General features: G+C 70.7%; 14 protein-coding genes and 4 pseudogenes. 12 read left to right on the top strand and 6 right to left on the bottom strand.

Annotation, left to right across the window (positions count from 1 at the left end):
• Positions 1-5: 5 nt before the first annotated feature.
• Genes grpE through OG390_RS41135 form a run of 8 tightly spaced genes read left to right on the top strand, consistent with a single transcriptional unit; the run spans position 6 to position 7,659 of the window.
• Positions 6-617, top strand: coding sequence for a nucleotide exchange factor GrpE (grpE, locus tag OG390_RS41170; protein WP_406175094.1), 612 nt, complete (start codon positions 6-8; stop codon positions 615-617).
• Between the two features lie 6 nt (positions 618-623).
• Positions 624-1,577 carry a DnaJ C-terminal domain-containing protein gene (locus tag OG390_RS41165; RefSeq protein WP_406175093.1) on the top strand — a complete coding sequence of 318 codons (954 nt, stop codon included), beginning with the start codon at positions 624-626 and terminating at the stop codon, positions 1,575-1,577.
• A complete protein-coding gene (locus OG390_RS41160; protein WP_406175092.1) occupies positions 1,574-1,981 on the top strand; it encodes a chaperone modulator CbpM in 408 nt (135 codons plus the stop codon). The genes OG390_RS41165 and OG390_RS41160 overlap by 4 nt, the downstream gene beginning before the upstream one ends.
• Positions 1,972-4,611, top strand: a complete 2,640-nt coding sequence (gene clpB, locus OG390_RS41155) for an ATP-dependent chaperone ClpB (protein ID WP_406175091.1) — start codon at positions 1,972-1,974, stop codon at positions 4,609-4,611. Before OG390_RS41160 ends, clpB begins: the two co-directional genes overlap by 10 nt.
• Positions 4,608-5,066, top strand: a complete 459-nt coding sequence (gene trxA / locus OG390_RS41150) for a thioredoxin (RefSeq protein ID WP_406175090.1) — start codon at positions 4,608-4,610, stop codon at positions 5,064-5,066. The genes clpB and trxA overlap by 4 nt, the downstream gene beginning before the upstream one ends.
• A 6-nt stretch (positions 5,067-5,072) precedes the next feature.
• The gene (locus tag OG390_RS41145; RefSeq protein WP_075033266.1) at positions 5,073-5,333 is read left to right on the top strand and encodes a UBP-type zinc finger domain-containing protein; all 261 of its coding nucleotides are present in this window, start codon (positions 5,073-5,075) and stop codon (positions 5,331-5,333) included.
• Positions 5,333-7,114 carry an FAD-dependent oxidoreductase gene (locus tag OG390_RS41140; RefSeq protein ID WP_406175089.1) on the top strand — a complete coding sequence of 594 codons (1,782 nt, stop codon included), beginning with the start codon at positions 5,333-5,335 and terminating at the stop codon, positions 7,112-7,114. Before OG390_RS41145 ends, OG390_RS41140 begins: the two co-directional genes overlap by 1 nt.
• Positions 7,115-7,161: 47 nt before the next feature.
• On the top strand, positions 7,162-7,659 hold the full coding sequence (locus tag OG390_RS41135) for an Hsp20/alpha crystallin family protein (RefSeq protein WP_406178172.1): 498 nt from the start codon (positions 7,162-7,164) through the stop codon (positions 7,657-7,659).
• Positions 7,660-7,762: 103 nt separating this feature from the next.
• On the opposite strand, the gene OG390_RS41130 is transcribed toward OG390_RS41135, so the two are convergent.
• From OG390_RS41130 to OG390_RS41110, 5 genes and pseudogenes are all read right to left on the bottom strand, one after another.
• Positions 7,763-7,987 carry a hypothetical protein gene (locus OG390_RS41130; RefSeq protein ID WP_383407206.1) on the bottom strand — a complete coding sequence of 75 codons (225 nt, stop codon included), beginning with the start codon at positions 7,985-7,987 and terminating at the stop codon, positions 7,763-7,765.
• 68 nt (positions 7,988-8,055) lie between these two features.
• A pseudogene (locus OG390_RS41125) lies at positions 8,056-9,237 on the bottom strand (PP2C family protein-serine/threonine phosphatase).
• A gap of 88 nt (positions 9,238-9,325) precedes the next feature.
• A pseudogene (locus tag OG390_RS41120) lies at positions 9,326-9,535 on the bottom strand (ISNCY family transposase); the annotation flags it as partial.
• A 197-nt stretch (positions 9,536-9,732) separates the two neighbouring features.
• Positions 9,733-10,182, bottom strand: a complete 450-nt coding sequence (locus tag OG390_RS41115) for a DUF1931 family protein (RefSeq protein ID WP_399355748.1) — start codon at positions 10,180-10,182, stop codon at positions 9,733-9,735.
• 469 nt (positions 10,183-10,651) lie between these two features.
• Positions 10,652-10,945, bottom strand: a complete 294-nt coding sequence (locus OG390_RS41110) for a hypothetical protein (RefSeq protein WP_406175088.1) — start codon at positions 10,943-10,945, stop codon at positions 10,652-10,654.
• Positions 10,946-11,192: 247 nt separating this feature from the next.
• Here OG390_RS41110 and OG390_RS41105 point away from each other — a divergent pair, with 247 nt between their 5' ends.
• Positions 11,193-13,550 (top strand): FUSC family protein, encoded by a 2,358-nt coding sequence (locus tag OG390_RS41105; protein WP_406175087.1) that lies wholly within the window; start codon positions 11,193-11,195, stop codon positions 13,548-13,550.
• On the opposite strand, the pseudogene OG390_RS41100 reads toward OG390_RS41105, so the two are convergent.
• Positions 13,492-13,881 (bottom strand): annotated as a pseudogene (locus OG390_RS41100) (phosphate-starvation-inducible PsiE family protein); the annotation flags it as partial. The gene OG390_RS41105 and the pseudogene OG390_RS41100 overlap by 59 nt on opposite strands.
• Before the next feature lie 87 nt (positions 13,882-13,968).
• Between OG390_RS41100 and OG390_RS41095 the strand changes: the two are divergent.
• From OG390_RS41095 to OG390_RS41085, 3 genes and pseudogenes are all read left to right on the top strand, one after another.
• A complete protein-coding gene (locus OG390_RS41095; protein ID WP_406175086.1) occupies positions 13,969-14,613 on the top strand; it encodes a hypothetical protein in 645 nt (214 codons plus the stop codon).
• Between the two features lie 212 nt (positions 14,614-14,825).
• Complete coding sequence (locus OG390_RS41090; RefSeq protein ID WP_406175085.1) at positions 14,826-15,134, top strand: transposase; 309 nt, start codon at positions 14,826-14,828, stop codon at positions 15,132-15,134.
• A pseudogene (locus OG390_RS41085) lies at positions 15,131-15,682 on the top strand (IS3 family transposase); the annotation flags it as partial. The gene OG390_RS41090 and the pseudogene OG390_RS41085, both read left to right, overlap by 4 nt.
• Positions 15,683-15,700 lie beyond the last annotated feature (18 nt).

Below are 15,700 nucleotides of genomic sequence, written 5' to 3'. Positions count from 1 at the left end.
GCGCCATGCCCACCCACCCCCAGGAACCCGACCGGGCCGGGTCGGATCCGGTCGAACCGGTCCCGGAAGGCACCGTACGCCCTCCTCGCGGGGATTTGCCGCAACCGGGCCCGCCAACCCGGCCGGAAGCGGCGAACGGCGAACCGGGACCCGATGCCGCCGGCCCCGCGCCTGCCGAGGACGAGTACACGACCGCGATCCAGGAACTGGAGGGCCGCTGGCGGCGCGCACTCGCCGACCTCGACAACCTTCGCAAGCGTCACGCCAGGGAACTGGAGCGCGAACGGGCGGTCGAGCGGTCCCGCACGGCGGCCGCCTTCCTGCCCGTCCTGGACAACCTCGAACTCGCCCTGACCCACGCCGGCGCCGATCCGGGCGCGATCATGGAGGGCATCCGGGCGGTCCGCGACCAGGCGGTGAACGTCCTCGAACTGCTCGGCTATCCGCGGCATGCGGAGACCGGCGTCGCCTTCGACCCGGCCCGGCACGAGGTGGTCGGCGTCGTCCAGGACCCCGAAGCCCGGCCGGGCACGGTCGTCGAGGTGCTGCGCCCGGGCTACGGGGACGGCGAGCGGCAGCTCAGGCCCGCCGCCGTGACTGTGGCGAAGCGGGAGTGACCGGTCATGGCACGGGACTTCTACGAGGTGCTGGGCGTGTCGCGGACCGCGAGCCAGGACGAGATCCAGCAGGCGTATCGCAATCTCGCCCGCAGGTACCACCCCGACGTCAACAAGGACCCGGGGGCGGAGGAGCGTTTCAAGGACCTCAACGAGGCATACAGCGTCCTGTCCGATCCCAAGACCCGGGCCCGCTACGACCGCTTCGGCGAGGACTTCCGCAAGATCCCCGAGGACTTCGACGAACGGGTCGCGGCCGGAGCGGGCGGCGGCTTCCGAGCTCGGAGGACAGCAGGCGGGGGCGGTCCTCGCGTCCGGTACACCACCGGCTTCGGCGACGACTTCGGAGCGGAGGGCATCGACATAGAAGACCTTCTCGGCTCCATGTTCGGAGCCGGCGCCGCCCGAGGCGGCGTCCCCGGAGCGGACCAGGAGGCCGAGCTGCCGCTCACCGTCGAGGAGGCGTACCGAGGCGGCCGGCGCACCGTCACGCTCGCCGGTCCCACCGGGCAGCCGCGGCGGTACGAGGTCGACGTGCCGCCGGGCGTCACCGACGGGCAGCGCATCCGGCTGGCGGGCGAGGGCGGCCGGGGCAGTGGTGACGCCGCCGCGGGCGACCTGTACCTGCGAGTGCGTATCCAGCCCCACCCCCGGTTCCGGCTGGACGGCCGCGACGTGCACGTCCAGGTCCCGGTCGCCCCCTGGGAGGCGGCCCTGGGTGCGACCGTGCCGGTGCCCACCCCCGGCGGCGGCACGGCCAAGGTCACGGTGCCCGCGGGCTCGTCCAGCGGCCGGCGGCTGCGGCTGCGCGGCGAGGGCATGCCGAACCCGCGCGGCGCGAACGGCGACCTGTACGCCGAACTCCGCGTCATGGTGCCGCCCACCCTCGGCGACCGGGAGCGCGAACTGTTCGAGGAGCTCGCCGCCACCTCCTCGTTCGACCCAAGGAGGACGCGATGAACGACCGACCCGCGGGAGCGGCAGGCATCGGCCGGGCCGGCGTGGGCAACCGTCCGGTACGAACGGGCGCCGACCTCACCGCCTCGACGGCTGTCCGCTACGCGCTCGTGCCCGCCCCCAGGCTCTCCCTCGACGCCGTGGCCCGTCGCTCGGGCCTCCACCCCGATCTGATCCGCCGGTTCGTCGCCCTCGGCCTGATCGACGCCGAACGCGACGCCGCGGGGCGCCTGGTGTTCGACCCCACGGCCCCGGCGGTCCTTGCCCGCATCCAGCGGCTGCGCACCGGACTCTGCCTCAACTACGCATCCATCGGCCTGGTGCTCGACCTGCTCGACCGCATCAGCCTGCTCGAAGCCGCCCTGCGCGGCCGCGGCATGAGGAGTGAAACACCCCCATGGACATGAACCGTCTCACCCAGAAGTCCCAGGAAGCCCTCCAGGAGGCCCAGACCGCGGCCGTCGGCATGGGGCACACCGAGGTCGACGGGGAACACCTGCTGCTCGCACTTCTCGATCAGGAGGACGGTCTGATCCCGCGGTTGCTGCAACAGGCCGGCACCGAGCCGAAGGAACTGCGCGCGGCCGTGGGCGAGGAACTCTCCCGCCGCCCGAAGGTCACCGGCCCCGGCGCGGCACCCGGCCAGGTCTTCGTCACCCAGCGCCTCGCCCGCCTGCTCGACGCCGCCGAACGGGAGGCCAAACGCCTCAAGGACGAGTACGTGTCCGTGGAGCACCTCCTGCTCGCCCTGGCTGAGGAGAGCTCTTCGACCGCCGCCGGGCGACTGCTCAAACAGGCCGGCATCACCAGGGACTCGTTCCTGAGCGCGCTCACCCAGGTCCGCGGCAACCAGCGCGTCACCTCCGCCAACCCCGAAGTGGCCTACGAGGCTCTGGAGAAGTACGGCCGCGACCTGGTCCTCGAGGCTCGGTCCGGGCGGCTGGACCCGGTCATCGGCCGTGACGCGGAGATCCGCCGCGTCACCCAGATCCTCAGCCGCAAGTCCAAGAACAACCCCGTCCTCATCGGCGACCCCGGCGTCGGCAAGACCGCCATCGTCGAGGGCCTCGCCCAGCGCATCGTCCGCGGCGATGTCCCCGAGGGCCTGCGCGACAAGACGGTGTTTGCCCTCGACATGGGCTCCCTGGTCGCCGGCGCCAAGTACCGCGGCGAGTTCGAGGAACGCCTCAAGGCCGTGCTGTCCGAGGTGAAGGCCGCCCAGGGGCGCATCCTGCTCTTCGTCGACGAACTGCACACCGTCGTCGGCGCGGGCGCTGCCGAAGGGGCCATGGACGCGGGCAACATGCTCAAGCCGATGCTCGCCCGCGGCGAACTCCACATGATCGGCGCCACGACCCTCGACGAGTACCGCAAGCACATCGAGAAGGACGCCGCCCTCGAACGCCGCTTCCAGCAGGTCCTGGTCGACGAGCCGAGCGTGGAGGACACCATCTCCATCCTGCGCGGACTGCGCGAACGCCTCGAGGTCTTCCACGGCGTGAAGATCCAGGACACCGCGCTGGTCTCCGCGGCCACCCTCAGCCACCGCTACATCACCGACCGGTTCCTGCCCGACAAGGCCATCGACCTCGTCGACGAGGCGTGCGCCCGGCTGCGTACCGAGATCGACTCGATGCCCGCCGAACTCGACGAGATCACCCGCCGCGTCACCCGCCTGGAGATCGAGGAGGCGGCCCTGTCCAAGGAGACCGACCCCGCCAGCAAAACACGCCTGGAGGAGCTGCGCAGGGAACTGGCCGACCTGCGCGGCGAGGCCGACGCCAATCACGCCCAGTGGGAGGCCGAACGGCAGGCGATCCGCCGCGTGCAGGAACTGCGCCAGGAACTGGAGCAGGTCCGCCACGAGGCGGAGGAGGCCGAACGCGCCTACGACCTCAACCGCGCCGCCGAACTCCGCTACGGCCGACTCCAGGACCTGGAGCGCCGACTCGCCGCAGAAGAGGAGCAACTGGCCGCCAAACAAGGGCAGAACCGGCTGCTGCGCGAGGTCGTCACCGAGGAGGAGATCGCCGAGATCGTCGCCGCCTGGACCGGCATCCCAGTCGCCCGCCTCCAGGAGGGCGAACGCGAGAAACTGCTGCGCCTCGACGAGATCCTGCGCGAGCGCGTCATCGGCCAGGACGAAGCCGTCAAACTCGTCACCGACGCCATCATCCGCGCCCGCTCCGGCATCCGCGACCCTCGCCGCCCCATCGGCTCGTTCATCTTCCTCGGCCCCACCGGCGTCGGGAAGACCGAGCTGGCCAAGACCCTCGCCCGGACCCTGTTCGACTCCGCGGAGAACATGGTCCGCCTCGACATGAGCGAGTACCAGGAGCGGCACACCGTCAGCCGGCTCATGGGCGCACCGCCCGGATACGTCGGCTACGAGGAAGGCGGCCAGCTCACCGAGGCCGTACGCCGCAAGCCGTACTCGGTCGTGCTGTTCGACGAGATCGAGAAGGCGCACACCGATGTCTTCAACACCCTGCTGCAGATCCTCGACGACGGCCGCATCACCGATGCCCAGGGCCGCACCGTCGACTTCCGCAACACCGTGATCATCATGACGTCCAACATCGGCTCCGAGCACCTCCTCGACGGCGCCACCGCCGAAGGTGAGATCAAGCCCGACGCCCGCGCCCTGGTGATGGGCGAGCTGCGCGGGCACTTCCGCCCGGAGTTCCTCAACCGCGTCGACGACATCGTGCTGTTCAAACCGCTCGGCGAGCGGCAGATCGAGCGGATCGTGGAGCTGCAGTTCGACGAACTGCGGCAGCGGCTCGCCGAACGCCGCATCACCGTCGAACTCACCGCCGCAGCCCGGGAAGTGATCGCCCACCAAGGCTACGACCCGGTGTACGGGGCCCGGCCGCTGCGGCGTTACATCTCCCACGAGGTCGAGACACTGGTCGGGCGCGCCCTGCTGCGCGGCGACGTCCAGGACGGCGCGACGGTGCGCGTCGACGCCGAGCACGCAGAGCTAGTGGTCACCTACGACCAGCCCGGGGACGTGAAGGGAGCGAGGGCGGCATGAGTACCGTGCAAGCCACCAACGTCACCTGCCCGCACTGCGGGCGCGCCAACCGGGTACCCGTGGCCGCCGAGGGCCGCCCCAGGTGCGGCAACTGCAAGCAGCCTCTGCCGTGGATGGCCGACGCGGGCGACGACGACTTCACCGAGGTCGTCGAGCAGGCCACCGTGCCCGTCGTCGTCGACCTGTGGGCCACCTGGTGCGGCCCCTGCCGCATGGTGAGCCCCGCGCTGGAGAAGGTCGCCGCCGATCTCGCGGGAACGATCAAGCTGGTCAAGGTCGACATCGACAAGAACCCGCGCCTGGCGCGGCGGTTCGAGGTCCAGGCCGTACCGACGCTGCTGGTCCTCGACAAAGGACAGACCATCGCCCGGCAGGCGGGTGCCGCACCAGCCCCTGCCCTGCGGCGGTGGGTGGAGCGGTCGATCGCCGGCCGCGAACCGGCCGGGAAAGGGTGATCAGCCATGACCGTACGGACCGACCCCCACCTCGCCCTCGTACGCCCCGTCACCCCGCGCGCCCCTGGATGCGAGGAATGCCTGGCCACGCGTTCCCCCTGGGTCCACCTCAGGCTCTGCCTGACCTGCGGCCACGTCGGCTGCTGCGATTCCTCGCCGAACCGGCACGCCCGCCGTCACGCCGCCGCCGACGGCCATCCGATCGTGGCGTCGCTGGAGCCCGGCGAGGACTGGCGGTGGTGCTTCGTCCACGAGGCGTTCGTGTGATGCCCGGTGACGACACGCGGCCGAGCGCAGCGCCGGTGCCGGACGAGGCGGAGGAGAGCGTCCCCTTCGAGACCCCCGACATCTACGGCGCCTATCCCCGCCTGCCGGACGACCAGATGGCCCGCCTGGCGCAGCATGGCCGGAGGCGCCCGGTTGACGCCGGTGACGTGCTGATCCGGGAGGGGGAGCGGTGCGAGACGTTCTACGTCGTCCTCAGCGGCTCGGTCGCCATCGTCGAGGGCTACGGCACACCCGGCGAACGCCTGCTGCGTGTGCACGGCCCTGGCCGCTTCATCGGCGAACTCGGCCTCCTGAACGGACAGGTGGCCTTCTACACCGCCGTGGTCAGGGACCCCGGCGAGATCCTCACCCTGTCCATGGATCAGCTGCGTGACCTGGTGACCCGGGACTCCACCCTTGGTGATGTGGTGCTGCGCGCCTGCCTGGGCCGCCGTGCCCTGCTCGTCGGGCAGGGCGCCGGTTTCCGCATCATCGGCTCGCGCTACTCGCCCGACACCCGGCGGCTGCGCGAGTTCGCCGCCCGCAACCGGCTGCCGCACCGCTGGATCGATCTGGAGACGGACGAGGAGGCCGAAGCGCTGCTGCGCCGCTTCGCGGTCGGTCCGGAGCAGACGCCGCTGGTGATCTGGCGGGACACGACACTGCTGCGCAATCCGAGCAACGCCGAACTGGCCCGGTTCATCGGCCTGCCGCCCCTGCCGTCGGGCAACGGCCGCGGCGATCTCCTGATCGTCGGCTCCGGTCCGGCCGGTCTCGCCGCCGCGGTGAACGCCGCCTCGGAGGGCCTCGGCACGACCGTGGTCGAGGCGATGGCCACCGGCGGCCAGGCCGGGACGTCCTCCCGCATCGACAACTGCTTCGGCTTCCCCTCCGGCATCTCCGGCGCCGAACTCACCGAGCGCGGGGTGCTCCAGGCGGGCAAGTTCGGCGCCCGGATCAGCGTCCCGGCGGAGGCGGCCCGGCTCGAACCGCGGGACGGCCACTACGCCGTCAGGTTCGCAGACGGCAGCGAGATCACCGCCCGTACCGTCGTCCTGGCCACCGGCGCCCGCTACCGCCGCCTCCATGTGCCCGGCATCGAGCCGTTGGAGGGCGCGAGCGTCCACTACTCGGCGACCGTCTACGAGGCCCAGCAGTGCCGTACCGACCCGGTGGCGGTGGTCGGCGGCGGCAACTCCGCGGGCCAGGCCGTGCTCTTCCTGGCCGGGTACGCACCGCAGGTGTATCTGCTCGTCCGTGGGCCGAGCCTCGAGGCGCACATGTCCCGCTACCTGATCGATCAGATCGAGCGCCACCCGCGGGTGCGCGTGCTGCTGCACACCGAGATGACCGAGGCACTCGGCGACAAGGCGCTGGAGGCGGTCACCGTGGTCGACCACCGTACGGGCGAGCACCGCCACCTCGCGGTGCGGGCACTGTTCGTCTTCACCGGCGCCGACCCTCACACCGAGTGGCTGTCCGGCGCGCTTGCCCTCGACGCGCGCGGCTACGTGCTCACCGGCGCGGAGGCGCAGGCCTGCTCCGTTCCCGAACTGTGGCAGAGCCAGGGCCGCGACTGCCTGACGTTGGAGACCAGCCTGCCTGGCGTGTTCGCCGCCGGCGACGTCCGCAGCGGCTCGGTGAAGCGCGTGGCCTCCGCGGTCGGCGAAGGCGCGATGAGCATCCACTTCGTGCACCGCTACCTGGGCCACACGGCCGCGCACGGCGGCACCGACAGCTCACCGCACACCCGTCCGAAGGAGTCCGCTTGGCTCGCATGACACTCAGCGGGCGACGAGATCACGAGAAGGAGAAGGAGGCGATGGGAATGGCCACGCCCGTCCGGCGTCACCGCGGTGGCGCAATGCAGGGCAGCCCCGTTGGCTGGGCACGCAATCCGCTGACGGAGTTCGACCAACTGCTCAGCGAGATGAGCGGACTGATCGAGTCCACGGTGGGAGGCACTGCGCCTGCAGTCGCGTGGACACCTCTGGCGGATGTCACGGAGTCCGACGACGCCTTCCACGTCGAGATCGAACTTCCCGGCGTCAAGAGCAAGGACATCAACGTCGAAGCGAACGGCCAGGAGCTGGTGGTCACCGGAGAGACCAAGGAGAAGGAACGCAAAGGCGTCCTGCGCCGGAGCACCCGCCGCACCGGATCCTTCGAGTACCGGCTGCGGCTGCCCGGAGAGGTCGACACCGAAAAGATCAATGCGCAGATGTCGGACGGGGTGCTCAACATCACCGTCCCCAAGGCCGAGGTCGCAAAGCCTCGGCACATCGAGATCAGCGAGACGAGTGAAAGCACAGAGAACAAGGGTTGAGACGCGAACGCCGCGGTTCCGGGCACCCATCCGGCACCGCGGCCGGGCCGGCGAGGCTCGACACCCGGGGTGGCTCATGAACCACGTCCCCTGTCAGAACCCCTCACGGCGGCGGAGACTCGGCACGCGGCTCCCCACCGGCTTCCTTTCGGCGCCGCAGACGCCAGGCGCGCAGCAGCCGAAGGGGGAGCAGGCCCAGCGGTGCTCGTCGGCCCATGTCCGCCTGGTCCTCGCGGTCGAATGCCTGTGCGTAACGCTCGGCGTCCTGGGCGGTCGGGTATCGCTTGCTGCCCTCCGCTCCGCACCCACGCGCGCAGTGCCAGAGCATCGTGTCGCCCTCATGGAGAAAGCGAAAACGGTGTCCCAGAAGGTGGCAGCGCAGCACAGAACACCACCCTATGCGGACCAGTCCATACCGGCCTGTTCTACAGGCGACAGCCCGTGGCCCTGAACGAGGAGGCATGGCATGACCACCGCCGCCGAGCTCGGTGTGGCGTTCTGCCCCGCTCCGGTCGACCGGATGATGTAGTCGGTGAAGCGCTCCAGGCCGAACTCTTCGCCTGCATCATCGCGTGACTCCACGACGCCGTCTGAGTAGAGCAGTATTCGGTCACCGGGTTCGAGGCTGACGTCGTGCACCTGACGGGCGGTCCCGGCGAGACTGGCGGGCAGACCCAAAGGAGGCTCAGGGGGCCGCTCCAAGGCTTTATGGAGCAGGCGGTGGCGACGGATGAGCAACGGAGCCGGGTGGCCGCAGTTTCACCAGCGCAGCACACCGGTGGGCATGTGCAACTGGGTGAAGATACCCGTGCAGAACTGCTCCGGAAGCCACTTCGCCAGCGCCTCGTCCACGGTGCCCACGAGTTCGTGCAGGTCTGCCCCGCTGCGTCGGGCGTTACGGCAGCCTGCCATGGCGACAGAGGTGGCAAGTCCGGACGCCAGGTTGTGCCCCATGCCGTCAAGGATTGTGGCGTGCAGAACGTCCTCGGTGAACGCATGGTCGAAAGCATCGCCGCCCAGTTCGTACGCAGGCTCCAGAACCGCCGTCGAAACGACCCGTCCGGTGCCGATCGACCGGGGAGGGAGAAAAGCCCTCACCATCTCCGTGGGCAGGTGCATCGGCCTGGTACGCATGCGCTGCGCGATGGTGTCGCTGTAGGTGCGCTTGGATGTGATGATCAGTGCGAGGAGCAGCGCCATCGTTCGACAGCGCCGTATCTTGAGCCCGTCCAAGGTGCTCATGTTCAGCTCCACGACGCCCAGCCGCTCCGCTCCGTCGGCCAGGGGCAGCCAGACGTTCATCCCGCCGGAGGGGCCTTCTTCCACTCGGAGAGAGTCAGTGCGGTAGGCCCATCCGGCCGGCGAAGTGTCGAGGTCCAGTTCCGGCTCGCCTTCGACAAGCGGCACCAGCAGTCTTTGCTGGATGTCGACCAGATAGACAGCGGCCCTGCCCAGACCCATGGCCTCGGCATACCGGCTCAGGACCACGGGCAGTTCCGCAGGTGATGCCAGCTGGGCTGCTCTGACCAGCTCCTCCAGCAGCCGCTCCCCGGACCCGTTGGACACGTTCCTGTCCATGCCTTCGATGATCCCCGCGAGGTGGAGCCGCCACAATCTGAGCCCTCCGACACCCGAGATGTGGGCCGATCAGCCTGGCGTGCTAGGGCCCCTGACGGATCGGTCGGGAATCGGGATCGGGTTCGGCTGACACCAGCAGGTCGGGGATCGTGCGGATCCCCGCAAGCCGCACAGCGGTCTGCTCCAGCAGCCGGCGGGTGCCCGCCGCGGTCTCGGCCAGCTCGCCGACCAGGTGCGTCAGCCGCCCCAAGGGCTGTTTGCCCAGCGCGCGTCGGGCGTTGCGCTCCACCGCAGGACGAGTTCGACGTGGACGCGGCGCTACAGCGCGGGCTCTGGACCGCCTGGCGCTGCTGGCGGAGGTCACGACCGCTCTTGGCAGCACCCTGGACGTGGACGAGGCCCTGCGGCGGCCAGCAGGATCGTTGCGGCAGCCGAGGAAGCAGAGCACGCTGACGCTGTTTGGCCGTGGCCTGCACCGCCTGGTCCGGTCGCCCCTCACAGCAGGAGGTCGAAGACGGCTCGGGCCTCGTCCCAGTGCTGAGTCTGGGGGTTCTTCAGGTCGGGGTGAAGGATCTTGAAGCTCTGGGCAAGGGCCAGGCTGAGTCCGCCGATGATGTCCGGATAGGCCGCCTCGGTCTCCTCATCGGGCGTGCGGTCCAGAGCGGGGTGAGTAGCGAGCTGTTCCAGGATCGGCTTGAGTTCTACTTCCTGGTCGATCTTCCGGAAGTGGTGAATGCTCTCCTGCAGGCCTTTCGTGATCGGTAGGTCACAGGTCCGGATGATGTCGCGCCCGTTGGCCTTGGCAGTGGCCTGGGCGACGGTCAGCAGATCGAAGAGCTTGGCGTCGACGAAGTCGCTGTAGCGCTTGAGATCGTTCTTGTCGACGTCCAGCCCCGCGGCCGCACGGAAGAACCTCTCGAACCTGGCGATGGACATCACAGTCATGACGGCAACCTCCGGCTGCGGGCGCCGGGGTGGCTCCCGGCCCCTGGGCTTCCCATTCAGCCTGGCCGACGGGACGCGGGAACGCATGCGCATGCCGGGCCCAATTAGCCTCCCTGTATTGCCCTGCCAGGCCAAGGCGTCCGACTGTCCGGGTAGTCGGACGGGCGTGCGGATCGACAGCAGGGTGAACACCGCGTCGCGCAGCGGCCCCACGTAAAGGGTGACCCTCCAGATGTCGCTGTTCATGAGGCCGAACGCCGCAGTGGCGAACACGCCAGGGAGGCGATCGGGAGAGGCCGGTGAACAGCAGCCAGGGCCGGTTGACGCGGACCAGCCTGCCTAGCCTCGTACTTCGCAGGTCACCCGATCGTGAAGATCAAGCGGTCATAGCCGATTGCTTGTCGATCGGAACCGTAGTGGCGAGAGCCGTGCCGGTCCGGATCGGTCGAGATCGGAGGCCCGGAGGTCGCTACGGCGAACCTTCTCGGCGACCTGCGAAGTGCGGGCCTAGCAGCCGCAACCGACCGCGGACGCCGGGCAGGACGTAGTGCGGTGCCTCGCTGGTGTACTGGATCCTCCCGGGTGGCAGGGCGTTGCCGGACTCCGGGATCAGCGCTCCGATCACGCCGAGGGCCGCTCCCCTCAGCCGGTGGGCGACGCGCATCAGGCTGAGCATGGGCAGCGACAGCAGCGCGATGTGCTCCGGCGGGCCGATCATGGCGATGACGGGGCGGGTGTTGTCCCGGTAGGGCAGGTCCGTCACCCTGCTTCAGTCGCTTCGCGACCTCCGTCGGCCATCCCGGATCGGCCGCGAGAACGACGACGAGCCGCGGCCGCTGGGCTGAACAGGCAGCGCTGGGGGTGCGGTCATCGATCGCCCTGTACGCGAGAGTGCCGGTTTGTGAAGTGCAGGTCGGCCCGGGGTCGCACGCCCGCCGAGCACAGTGCAGCCAGGAGGCGGCGGCGCGGCCGACGCGACCCGGCAGGGCGTTCCGGCTAGGCTCACACCCGTGACGTGGTTGCGGGCCTTCGGGGAGGTCGTGCGATCCGGGCTCACGATCGAGGAGACGCGGCTGGAGCCCCTGCTCGCGCTGCGAACGGCTGCTGGGGTGGCGATCGTCATCGCGCCGGCGCTGTGGCTGGTCTCTCCTGCGTACGCCGCGTCCGCCGCCCTCGGTGCCTACTCCGCGGGTGGGGCCACCTTCCAGCGCACCTGGCGTCCACGCAAGGTGATCGCGCTCGGCGCGGGCGCGGGTCTGGCTCTCAGCACCTTCGTGGGCTACCTGGCGGCGGGACGACTCGTGACGTTCCTCCCACTGCTGGCCGTATGGGCCTTTGTCGCGGGGATGGCGTGGGCCGTCGGATCGACCGCTGGGATCGTCGCAGCGACGACCGTCGGCAGCATGCTGGTGACCATCACCCTGCCCACGAGCGTCGGGCGAGCCCTGGAGCACGCCGGGGTCATCGCGCTCGGAGGCGTGGCGCAGGCCGTGCTGATCTTGCTGTTTCCGATCCGCCGTTGGGGGGCGCACCGTGACGCGCTCGCCGACGCCCTGGCCGCCGTGGCGGACTACGCCCGCCGGCTGCGGCACGACCCGACCGCCCCGTTCGACCCGGAGCCGTTGATGACGGCCCGGGACGCGGCCGCCGTGACGCCATCACAGGCCCGCACCCGTCCCCCCGTCCTGCACGGCCCCCGGGGACTCGCCGAGCGTATTCGGCCGGTCGTCGCCGGGCTCGCCGACCCGGACGTCGGCGCCCCGGCGGAGGGACCCGGGCGGGACCGCGCGCGGGAGTTGCTCGACGCGGCCGCCGACGTCCTGGATGCGGCCGCCCGTTCGATTCGCCGCGGCACTCCCGCCGAGGTGCCGCCCAGGAGCACGGACGTGCTGCGCGTCGACGAGGAGCACGAGGTGCTGGAGGGGCCCGCCCGGCAGGCCGCCGAGCGGCTCGTGGAACTGCTCGGCGAGGCGTTGGAGATCGCCGGGAGCGGCGGCGCGCGCGGGAGGACGCCTACGCCGCCCGGCCCCGCGGGCGCCCAGTTTCTGGTGCGCCCGACTATGTTCCGGCTGGTCCCGGTCGTCGTCCGGGCGGTCCGCCGTGAGCTCCGCCGGGACTCGCCCGTGTTCCGGCACGCCGTCCGCCTGGCGGCGGTGGCCACGCTCGGCTATCTGATCGCCGCCCGGCTCCCCCTGGGCCACGGCTACTGGGCGCCCATCACGTCGGTGATGGTGATGCGGCCGGACTTCCACCGGACGTACGCGCGCGCGGTGGCCCGTCTCGCCGGGACCCTGGCGGGGGTCGCGCTCGCCACCGTGATGGTGCGGGCCCTGGGCCCGGACGCCCATGTGTTCGGCGCGCTGGCGGTGGTCTCGGCGGGCCTGTCGTACACGCTGATCCGTACCGGCTACGCCTACTCCCAGTGCTTCACTGCCGCGTACGTCGTCTTCCTGCTCGGCATGGGCGGCCAGGCGTGGGAGCAGACGGTCCCGGAGCGGGTGGTGCTCACCCTGCTCGGCGGGGCCCTGGCAATGCTGGCGTACGTGGTGTTCCCCGCATGGGAGACGCCCCGGCTGGCGGGCCGGCTTGCGGACTGGCTCGCCGCCAACGGCCGCTATGCGGCCGCGGTGCTCCGCAGCTACGCCGAACCGACCCGGGAGCATCGCGCCGACATGCGCAGGGCACTGCTGGCGAGCAGGGAGGCACGTGCCGCCTGGCAGGAGGCATACGACCGGGCAAGGCAGGAACCGGTCCGCCCCAGGGGTCTGACGTCGCGCGAGGCGGAGGAGGCGCAGGAGGCGCTCAAGGGGTTCGGCCGGGCGGCGATGCTCATGGAGAGCCACGTCCCGCAGGCCGACAGCCGTTTCGTCCCCGAGGCGGAGCGGTTCGCCGAGGCCCTGGAGGCGGACACCGCGCAGGCGGCAGTCGACGTGCGCGAGCACAGGAATCCGGACTGGGGGCGCGTGGAGGAGGCGCTCCACGCGTGGGAGGGCTCCGCCGCCGGGGACCGGAGCCCGGTGGTGCGGCGCGGGGCGGAACTGCAGAAGCAAGCCTTGGAGGACCTTGCGACGGCCGTGAGCCGCACACCCCTGGAACGGGATGTCGGCTCCGCTCGCGAGGAGCAGCGGGTGCGGGCGGCCGCGGCGGCGGAAGGTGACGGATCGGGACCCGCCGCCCCGGGGTGGGTGACGGCGCCGGCGACGGGGAGCGCCGCGCCTCCTGGAGCGGGAAGTAGTCTCCCGGCCGCGTCGAGCGCCGCCACACGTACGTCGCTGTCGCCATCACGAGGATCAGCCCCGCCAGGACGAGCAGTTCGATCCCCTCGACGTTCCACCGGAAGGACTTCTCCGCTTCGGCCGTCACGATGAGCACCTTGCGGATGCCGGCAATCAGGCCGACGACGAGGAACGGCTCGGCGTCGAGGGTCTGGTTCCTGATGGTAAGGCGGACGGTGTGGAGCAGCTCGGCCACGATGAACAGCACAAGGCCGTTGTCCAGGGCGGAGAGAACGACCGTCTCCTCGCGGTACGGACCCTGGATCGACCTGATGACGTCGTGGACGACCCCGACGGTCAGGAGCCCCGCGAGCAGTACGAGGAGCGCTGCGACGACGAGGTGGATGCCGTCCTCGATGAGCTGCAGGAGGCCCTGTACCCGGCCGCCCTCGATCTTCGGGAGAATGGGTCGCACAGTCAGCATGCTAGGGGTGCGGCGACCCGCAGGCGCGGCGTGCTGCCGAACGGGTGCCGCCACATCGCCAGGGGCATCCGCTGACAGGCGGACACCGTGACGGCGCCCCTGGTGGCGGACGAGCAGGGCGACGTGTCCGACGTGGCCGAAATCGCCGGCACCCGTCTGGACGACGGCAACTGGGACATCGGCGTCTCCCTCACCGACCTGCCGAGCCGGATGGAGCGCAACCCGGTCAGCACCGAGGTCGACCCTGAGCACAGGGTCGCTCTGATCTCACTGCCCGCCCTCGGCTCCCGGCGTCTGCGGCGCCGGGTGCGGCAGACGGTGGCCGGTGTCGTCAGGCAACAGGCCACGCAGGACGAAGAGCTGCTGGATTCCCCCATCGTCGGCCGTCCGGCACCCGGGGAGGAGTCCAGGCACGAGCGCCACGCGGTGCGGGGGCTGCGCGGCCACGTCCGCCTGGTCCTGGGCATGGTGCGCGCCAACCGCCCCTGGGCGGCTGTGTACGAGCCTGTCCCGCGCCCTGGCGGGCGTCTTCGCCACGGCGGCCGTCGGGTTCATCACCGGCATGACCTGACAGGTCGTCACGGAGAAACACTGACCGCCCGTCCTCCACTTCGTCCGGCGTACGGGCTCGACCATGGGTCGGCCGGTCTCACCGTTGGCTGTCGTAATCAGAATCGTGCGTCACGCGGAGCAGTGGTGACGCCGCATGCAGAACTGCTGCGGGAGGCGTGACGCCCCCTGCCGCGGGTGCAGGGTCGGGGATCCGAAGCACTCGCATGGGAGCCGGCGCGTTGAGCCTGTCGACCGCCCGTGACCTGCCGAGCCGACTCGCGTACTCGCGTCACCGCCGCCCGCTGGTCGGCGCGCAGCTCGAAGTCGCCTGGGCTTGATCCGCTTTGACGGACATCTGAGATCAGGGGTTCTGCCCCGGAAGGATGTCCCTCATGGAGAGCATGGGGAAGAAGAAGTCTCGGCCTCGCCGTTCGTTCACGCCGGAGTTCAAGGCCGGGATCGTCGAGCTGTGCCGACGCGGTGACCGCTCGGTCGGTCAGGTCGCCAAGGACTTCGACCTGACCGAGACCGCGGTGCGGCTGTGGGTCAGCCAGGCCGAGGTCGACGCGGGCGAGCGCGACGGGCTGAGCAGCAGCGAACGCGAGGAGTTGGCCGCGCTGCGGCGGGAGAACCGCCGGCTGCGGGAGGATGTGGAGTTCCTCAAGCGGGCCACGGCTTTCTTCGCGAAGGAGACCCGGTGACGGTGCACCCGTTCATCGAGGCGAAGAAGCGAGACGGTCACAACGTCAAGCGCGCGTGTGAACTGCTTCAGGTCTCCCGAGCCGCCTTCTACGCCCGCCGCAGTGGCAGGCCCGGTCCGCGGGTGGCCCGCGATGCCGAGCTGACCGAGAAGATCGCCGAAGTCCACGAGCGGTCCCGCGGAACCTACGGGGCCCCTCGTATTCACGCCGTTCTGCAACGGCACGGCGAGGGCTGCGGCCGCCGCCGCATCGCCAGACTGATGCGCATCGCCGAGCTGCAGGGCCGGCACCGCAGGCGACGGCAGCTGACGACGACCCCGGACCCGCCGGCCGCCGCCCGGCCCGACCTCATCGTCCGCAACTTCGCTCCCGACCCGGACGGCCTCGACACCCGCTGGTGCGGTGACATCACCTACGTCCCCACCGAAGAGGGCTGGCTCTACCTGGCCACCGTCATCGACATCGCCTCCCGCCGCGTGGTCGGATGGTCCACCGCCGACCACCTGCGGACCGAACTGGCCGCGGACGCTCTCAGATCCGCCTGCCGCGTCCTCGTGCCGGACGGC

The sequence above is a fragment of the Streptomyces sp. NBC_00996 genome (genome assembly GCF_045162675.1).
Taxonomy (GTDB): domain Bacteria; phylum Actinomycetota; class Actinomycetes; order Streptomycetales; family Streptomycetaceae; genus Streptomyces.
Note: the sequence above shows the minus strand (reverse complement) of the source record. Positions and strands in the feature narration are given on the sequence as shown.

Excerpts from the sequence above, each read along its gene's own strand:
- grpE (WP_406175094.1), top strand. The coding sequence starts at position 6 with ATGCCCACCCACCCCCAGGAACCCGACCGGGCCGGGTCGGATCCGGTC.
- OG390_RS41090 (WP_406175085.1), top strand. The coding sequence starts at position 14,826 with ATGGAGAGCATGGGGAAGAAGAAGTCTCGGCCTCGCCGTTCGTTCACG.
- OG390_RS41160 (WP_406175092.1), top strand. The coding sequence starts at position 1,574 with ATGAACGACCGACCCGCGGGAGCGGCAGGCATCGGCCGGGCCGGCGTG.
- OG390_RS41135 (WP_406178172.1), top strand. The coding sequence starts at position 7,162 with ATGGCCACGCCCGTCCGGCGTCACCGCGGTGGCGCAATGCAGGGCAGC.
- OG390_RS41165 (WP_406175093.1), top strand. The coding sequence starts at position 624 with ATGGCACGGGACTTCTACGAGGTGCTGGGCGTGTCGCGGACCGCGAGC.
- OG390_RS41145 (WP_075033266.1), top strand. The coding sequence starts at position 5,073 with ATGACCGTACGGACCGACCCCCACCTCGCCCTCGTACGCCCCGTCACC.
- OG390_RS41140 (WP_406175089.1), top strand. The coding sequence starts at position 5,333 with ATGCCCGGTGACGACACGCGGCCGAGCGCAGCGCCGGTGCCGGACGAG.
- trxA (WP_406175090.1), top strand. The coding sequence starts at position 4,608 with ATGAGTACCGTGCAAGCCACCAACGTCACCTGCCCGCACTGCGGGCGC.
- OG390_RS41115 (WP_399355748.1), bottom strand. The coding sequence starts at position 10,182 with ATGACTGTGATGTCCATCGCCAGGTTCGAGAGGTTCTTCCGTGCGGCC.
- clpB (WP_406175091.1), top strand. The coding sequence starts at position 1,972 with ATGGACATGAACCGTCTCACCCAGAAGTCCCAGGAAGCCCTCCAGGAG.
- OG390_RS41130 (WP_383407206.1), bottom strand. The coding sequence starts at position 7,987 with ATGCTCTGGCACTGCGCGCGTGGGTGCGGAGCGGAGGGCAGCAAGCGA.